Origin of the sequence: Nocardioides sp. (assembly GCF_050699375.1) — a bacterium.
GTDB lineage: Bacteria > Actinomycetota > Actinomycetes > Propionibacteriales > Nocardioidaceae > Nocardioides.
Map to the genome: position 1 here is coordinate 1 of NZ_JBOHDN010000355.1, position 2,529 is coordinate 2,529.

A 2,529-nucleotide genomic window follows, 5' to 3' on the forward strand; every position below is an offset into this window, starting at 1 on the left:
GCCGTCAGTCCCCGATGGGGGCGTCCTCGACCAGCTCGAGAGCGGCGAGCGCCGCCATGAGGCGTTGAGCGTGGGCGGGAACGGCCGCGTCGAGCCCGGTGAGCACTGCGACGCGTTTGAGCCGGTAGTCGACGGTGTTGGGATGCACCTGTAGGGCCGCCGCGACCCGACGTCGGTTGAGGTCCTGGTGAAGCAGGAACGTCCGGAGGGTCGCGAGCAGGTCGGGGAATCCCGCCAAGGGGCTGAGGATGGCCGCCAGCGGAGCGGTCGCCGCGCTCTCCCGGCTCAGCTGGAACTCGACGAGGACATCGTCGAGCCGGACGAGGCCTTCTGTCCGTCCGGTACGCCGCGCCAGGGCGAGGACCTCTCGAGCCAGCTCGGACGCCGACGGGACCGTCGCGGGAGTGGCGCCCACCTCCGCGGCGAGGACGGAGGTGCCGGCCGCCCGCTGGAGCTGATCCACGACCGCGCTCATCTGCTCGCGTGAGAAGCCCTGGCTCGGCTGCGGCAGGAGGATGGTCGCCGTCTTCGGTGTCATCACCGAGAGTGAATGGGGCGAGATGGCCTCCAGGTCATGGCGCATCCTGCGCAGCATCAGCGTGGTCACCACCGCCGGATCGCTGCCTGCTTGCGACTCGTCGGGGTGTGCGCTGAACGAGAGAGACAGGATCGAGTACCTGTCCGGGAGGGTGATGTCCGTCCTGGCGACCAGCGACTGGGTGGGCGAGCCCTCCAGGAGTGCGTCGAGAAGTGCTCGCTTGGATACCTGTGCCTCCTGGGCTGTGTCCCTGCTCATCCGGAGGTAGCCCGTCGAGACCGCTGTGCTCGTGCGAGCGAGGAAGTCGAACAGCAGTCTGTCGACGGTGTTGAGATCCGCGAAGTCGGACCGGGCGGCCCGGGCCGTCACGTGGTCACGTGCCGCGATGCAGCCGAGGTGGTAGGCAGTGAGGACATCCTGGAGCGGGATCCCGTCCTCGGCGCGTCGACCCGCGCTGGTCTCCAGCGGGGCGAACCGCTCGGCATCAGGCAGGCGACCATGCCGAATCGTCTCGGCGAAGAGGTCGATCGCTTCGGCGATCAGGGGCGCTACCTCGCCACGCAGGATCTCTTCGGGCAGCGCGTCGTAGACCGGCAGGGCCGAGCGAAGCTTGCTCAGGACGGTCGTGACGAGATCAGCCCTGGACGCCAGCAGATCCTCGTACAGGAGTCCATCGCCCACACGCAGCGGATGTTCAGCGCTCGTCATGGACTTGGGTTCTATCACAAACGAACCAGTCACAAGTCTGCTGATGTGCACAGGAGCAATCATGTGACGACAGCCACATCATGTGTGAGTGGCCCGGAGATCCGTCTTGGGGAGGGAGCAACCCGGCCGCGACCTACATATGAGGGAGGAGCTTCGATGCGTTCACGTCTTGCCGGCGCGATGGCAGTGGTGGTCACCGCTGCCGTGGTCGCCTTCGTGCCTGTCGGACCGTCGGCCGAGGCCGCGGCCACTACCGCGGCCACGACCCCGGCCGCACCCGGGTCGGTGGTCCCCGACGAGGACCCGTTCTACGCCGCGCCCGCCAACATCGCCTCGTACGAGCCCGGCGCGGTGGTCGACAGCCGCCCGGTGACCTTGTGGAGCCTCGGCGGACCGCTCGTCACTCGCTCCTGGCAGGTGAGCTACCGCAGCAACGACTCGCACATGAACCCCAAGCTCGACGTCACGACGCTGGTCGTCCCGACGACCCCGTGGCACCTGGGTCCGCGTCCTGTGGTCTCGCTGCAGGCGGCGGAGGACAGCACGGGCACGAGATGCGCTCCGTCGTACGCGCTCCTCAAGGGAACCGACGTTCAGCTGCCACCGATGGCCGCGCCGATGCTCGCCGCCGGGTACGCCCTGGCGATCCCCGACCACGAAGGACCGAAGTCGGCCTTCCTCGCCGGCCCGAACGCCGGTCACGCCGTCCTCGACGGCATCCGAGCCATCAAGAGCTTCGGGCAGGGTGGTGTCGGGACCAAGAACAAGTGGGCGTTGGCGGGCTACTCGGGCGGCGCGCACGCGACCGGCTGGGCGGCGCAGATGCAGCCGACGTACGCACCCGATGTGAAGCTCGTCGGCGCTGCCATGGGCGGCACGCCGTCCAACCCGGAGGCGGTCGGTCGCTACATCGACGGCGGGTTCTTCGCCGGCTTCGAGTTCGCCGCGGCGTACGGGATCAGTCAGGAGTACCCCGAGGCCGGGATCCCGGACCTGCTCAACGCCGAGGGGCGGGAGGCCTGGAAGAAGATGGACGGGATGTGTCTGGCCGACCTGATCGCGTCCTTCGCCTTCAAGAAGCTCGAGGACCACACCGACGTACCCGACCCGCTGTCCGTGCCGTCGGTCAAGGCAGTCATCTCGTCGATCACCATGGGCGCGTCCGCTCCGACGACCCCGATCTTCAGCTACCACGCCAACACCGACGAGGTCGTGCCGGTCGGCCAGCACAACACGCTCGACCGGGCATGGTGCGGCAAGGGAACCAGGATCAAGATCCATCG

The 2,529-nt window shown here is 68.3% G+C and carries 2 protein-coding genes; one reads left to right on the forward strand and one right to left on the reverse strand.

The annotated features are described in order from the left end of the window. Positions 1-4 precede the first annotated feature (4 nt). Positions 5-1,246, reverse strand: a complete 1,242-nt coding sequence (locus ACRDPS_RS23725) for a PucR family transcriptional regulator (RefSeq protein WP_431504134.1) — start codon at positions 1,244-1,246, stop codon at positions 5-7. A 156-nt stretch (positions 1,247-1,402) separates the two neighbouring features. On the opposite strand from ACRDPS_RS23725, the gene ACRDPS_RS23730 reads away from it, so the two are divergent. Further along, the coding region (locus ACRDPS_RS23730; protein WP_431504135.1) for a lipase family protein at positions 1,403-2,529 on the forward strand (1,127 nt) is incomplete at its 3' end.